5 protein-coding genes are annotated in these 3,841 nt (G+C 42.9%); 2 read left to right on the forward strand and 3 right to left on the reverse strand.

The window, feature by feature from the left end; all coding sequences use genetic code 11:
* Positions 1 to 103: 103 nt before the first annotated feature.
* Both P4361_RS23095 and P4361_RS23100 read right to left on the reverse strand, forming a co-directional pair.
* Positions 104 to 868, reverse strand: coding sequence for an alpha/beta hydrolase (locus tag P4361_RS23095; RefSeq protein WP_328091229.1), 765 nt, complete (start codon positions 866 to 868; stop codon positions 104 to 106).
* A gap of 69 nt (positions 869 to 937) precedes the next feature.
* Positions 938 to 2,149 carry an FtsW/RodA/SpoVE family cell cycle protein gene (locus tag P4361_RS23100; protein WP_328091230.1) on the reverse strand — a complete coding sequence of 404 codons (1,212 nt, stop codon included), beginning with the start codon at positions 2,147 to 2,149 and terminating at the stop codon, positions 938 to 940.
* A gap of 259 nt (positions 2,150 to 2,408) precedes the next feature.
* On the opposite strand from P4361_RS23100, the gene P4361_RS23105 reads away from it, so the two are divergent.
* Both P4361_RS23105 and P4361_RS23110 read left to right on the forward strand, forming a co-directional pair.
* A complete protein-coding gene (locus tag P4361_RS23105; RefSeq protein WP_053356856.1) occupies positions 2,409 to 2,609 on the forward strand; it encodes a hypothetical protein in 201 nt (66 codons plus the stop codon).
* A gap of 154 nt (positions 2,610 to 2,763) precedes the next feature.
* Positions 2,764 to 3,210, forward strand: coding sequence for a hypothetical protein (locus P4361_RS23110; protein WP_328091231.1), 447 nt, complete (start codon positions 2,764 to 2,766; stop codon positions 3,208 to 3,210).
* A 27-nt stretch (positions 3,211 to 3,237) separates the two neighbouring features.
* Here the strand turns inward: P4361_RS23110 and P4361_RS23115 are convergent, their stop codons facing one another.
* Entirely contained in the window at positions 3,238 to 3,618 is a 381-nt protein-coding gene (locus P4361_RS23115) for a n-acetylglutamate synthase (protein ID WP_328091232.1), read from the reverse strand.
* Between the last annotated feature and the right edge of the window lie 223 nt (positions 3,619 to 3,841).

A 3,841-nucleotide genomic window follows, 5' to 3' on the forward strand; every position in this document is an offset into this window, starting at 1 on the left:
TTCTTTTTATGAGGAAAATGAATGCCGATACTTGTTATAAATTTACAATTTACAATCAAAAAAGTTCCTATCCCATTGTATTGGGATAGGAACTTTTTTGATTTCAGTTAAACAAATAACCCAAAATCTCCGGCAGGCGTTTTCTCCAATCTGCTTCGTTATGTATGCCGCCTTCGACTACGTCATAGCGGCAGTCACTCACCTTATCCTTCATGATCTCGTACACCCGGTCGCTTGAATCGATATACATCTGGTTATTTACATTTCCGGAGTCTTCCTTTGTACCAACGTCCATGTAGAATTTTTTCACGCTGGATAGGTCGCTTTCCCGGATCAGCTCTTCAATCTCCTGCTGGCTGAACCAATAGGCAGACGAAACAGAAGCTACCCGAGTGAAAATGAGCGGATAGGCGCAGGCTGCGTATGTCGAGATCAGACCGCCCATCGAGCTTCCTGCCATCAGCGTGTCATTGCGCTGGGTACGGTATTTTTGATCGATCAGGGGCTTGAGTTCATGCACGATATAATCGATGTATTTTTCACCCCCGCCGCCGTAAGCATTTTTATCCAGGTTCTGCTTGTCTGCAATGTCGGCATTCTCCCATGGACCGTACTCATCCAGACGGTCAGTTCCATCCGCACAATCAATCCCCACGACAATCAGCTCAAGACCGCTTTCTTCTATATAATCCTTTACACCCCAGGATGTGCCGAAGCTCGCATCCTCATCACAGTACAGGTTCTGTCCGTCATGCATATACAGGACTGGATATGTTTTTCCGCTTGTTTCATAACCATTCGGCAGGCAGACCCTTACCTTCCGTTTTCTCTGAAATGGCGTGATGACAACTTCGAACGTATCGATCATTTTCCACTCTCCCATTCTATCGGTTTTCTTACATCATGACGGAATGAGAGAGCAATTTGCAAACCTTTTTTAGTGGGCTGGTTTCTTTTTGTTTTGATAAGGAAACGCAGCAACTGTGTTTTTGGGAAGAGGTGTTAAAGGCTTATCTTTATCCAAAGCATCTTCATGAACCGGGTTTCGCTTCATGTTCACAAACGCGGAAACGTTCGTCAGAATTCCCATTGAGAACATGATGACCAGGAGTGATGACCCGCCATAGCTTAGAAAAGGCAGTGGAACACCGGTAACTGGCAGGAGCCCTGTGGCAGCGCCAAGGTTAATGAACGATTGGATCCCGATCATACTGGCCACACCGAACGCCAGCAGCCGGCCGAACGTATCTTTACAGCGCAGGCCAATGATAAATCCTCTGATCACGATGTAAAATAATCCTGTGATTGAGGCCAGAACACCGGCAAATCCAAACTCCTCCGAGACGTTGGCGATGATAAAATCCGTCTGTCCCTCTGGCAGGTATCCATACTTTGTACGCCCGTTCCCGAGCCCTACCCCTTCCATTCCTCCGGCAGAAATGGCGACATAGGAATTGATGAGCTGATAGCCCTCTTTCTGGTGTTCAAATGGTGAGTAGGCTCCCTTAAAACGGGAAAGCTGTTCATCACTCGCCACAAACATGAAGAAAACAATCATCAGTACTGCCGACGATACCGAAAGAATCGCAACATGGCGAAAGCGTATCTTCGCACAAACCAGGATACATGCCGCAATGGAAACCAGGATGAGCATCGAACCGAAGTCAGGCTGCATGAGAATGAGGAAGGCAATAAATCCAACGACAACTAACGGTGGTGCAATGGCCTTGTTAAAGTCGGAAATGTAGGATTGTTTCTTCGATAATATCGATGCCAAGTAGATGATGATCGCGATTTTTGCCGCTTCAGCCGGCTGAAGGTTAAACCCTCCCAGACTGATCCACGATTGCGCATTATTAACGACCTTTCCCAAAACAAAAACAAGAATTAATAGAAAGACCGTCACCGTAATTAATAGTTTGGTTAGTTTCATATACGCTTTGTATGGAAAGATAGAGGAGAGACAAAAAATCACAAAACCTCCGAGTACAAAAATGAGCTGCCGATTAAAGAAGAAATCAGCTTCTCTACCATAATTAAATGCGACCCAATAGCTGCTGCTATAGATCATGACTAAACCAAATATACATAAGCCAACAGTGGCCACTACTAAACTATAATCCATATTCTTTATTAATTTTTTCAGCATAATTTGATCACCCACTCTTATTCTACTCTATATTGGAACATCTTGGATGATAAATTATGCGACAAAATCGCGACATTATCCTCTGAACCGGACAAAAAAAGACAGCGTTCACTGCTGCCTGTTTTTTAACTATCCATTTAATAGAAGCTATTTTACAACTCCTCTGTTAATTTTACTTTTTTGTAACAGCCCCTCCATAGGCAGGACTCTCAATACTATTGCAGAAAATAATAACCATAAAGCTATGGGGGTGCGATTCTTGAACAAAGACACGTTTGATCTCTTTTTAGTAGAAGCTTCAACAGACCAAAAACGGCAGCGGGCGGTTTACACGGTCTCCTCTGTCCAGGAAGCCTATGATAAATTCATGGGAGAACTCAAAGCCAACCCAGAAGTAAACCAAAAACTAAAATCACTCACCATCAAAAGCGGAACCGTCTCGTATGATATTTTCAAGTAATAGATTTAAATTAAGAAGCCCTCTCCTTATTTACCAGGAGGGGCTTTTTACGTTTTAAAAATAGCGTTGCGTGTCCTCTGGTTTTTGGTTATGAGTACTATTCCTATGACATATTTTTAAATAAATAAGAGCCGCTAAAGGAGTAATGGAATCGATGCCTAACGGACTAAATTATAAAATGAGAACCCAGTTTCTATTAATAGCAGATGATCGGACCCTTGCAAAATTACTAAAGCACTTTGCACTGAACGGTATAAACATCAATGGCTTCCAACAATTGAAACCAGATCCCAACAGTCCTCAAAATGTCGTTAGATTTGTAGTTGGAAGTACAGAAGGTGAGATTCCGAACGAAATTCAGGCCGTCAGGAATACTCTTTATCCTTTGCATTTGCATTGGACAGAAAAGCAAGTCATTCAAATCCTTGATATTGCTTCAGGTGCACCCGGACAAATCGGAATGATCCATGGGGCATTGTGGTGTAAAGTGAAAATCAAAGCAATCTATCTGGGAGAGCAGACAAAAATTTTTTTGGATGTATCAAACAATAAGGAAGCCATAAGAATTCTTTCTCAGCCACAGCTTCAGCTATGCCGTTAAAAAAAGAAACGGTGCCAGGCACCACGATTACACACTTGTGTAATTGAGGTGCCTGGCACCTTGAAAAGCGCCTTGATAGGAATGGCACTGCATTTTCTCTTGTTGTAAACCGTCCAATCCCTGCCAGGTTCCAGTCAGCGTTAAGCGGCCATCTGGCAGCCATTCAGGCACCAGCCTCCCCACTCCGCTCCGCAGCTCATTGTTCTTGTTCACATGATGGTATTTAAAATGAAGTTCCCCTTCATGATCAACCATGCCGACTAAGGTCCCGCATTGTATGCCCTCTCCGGTATAAGCGGCACGCACGATCAAACCTTCCTGAATGCAGGTAAAGTAAATAGGTGAACATTTATCACGGACTTCGTGTTCCGGCACAGACACAAATACTTGATTGTGATAGGTAGCCATTGGTTTACACGCCTCTCCTTTTTATTCAACAGGCTTGTAGTACATATCTTTATGCAACTATACGGAAAAATGGCTATATAAAATAGAAATTCGTAATATTTTCTAACAGGAAATTTTGTTTTGGTTCCTTCTGGGTTTAGGTTAGTCTATTTTTGTTAAAAAAGTTGTCGTAGATGGCTGCATTATATGTCTACATTTATTTTTCCATCGCCTACTCTTATGT

Source organism: Fictibacillus sp. B-59209 (assembly GCF_036216745.1).
Taxonomy (GTDB): Bacteria; Bacillota; Bacilli; order Bacillales; family Fictibacillaceae; genus Fictibacillus_C; species Fictibacillus_C marinisediminis.

Bases quoted from the DNA above. Each gene is read 5' to 3' on its own strand.
- P4361_RS23095 (WP_328091229.1), bottom strand. From the start codon at position 868: ATGATCGATACGTTCGAAGTTGTCATCACGCCATTTCAGAGAAAACGG.
- P4361_RS23100 (WP_328091230.1), bottom strand. From the start codon at position 2,149: ATGCTGAAAAAATTAATAAAGAATATGGATTATAGTTTAGTAGTGGCC.
- P4361_RS23110 (WP_328091231.1), top strand. From the start codon at position 2,764: ATGCCTAACGGACTAAATTATAAAATGAGAACCCAGTTTCTATTAATA.
- P4361_RS23115 (WP_328091232.1), bottom strand. From the start codon at position 3,618: ATGGCTACCTATCACAATCAAGTATTTGTGTCTGTGCCGGAACACGAA.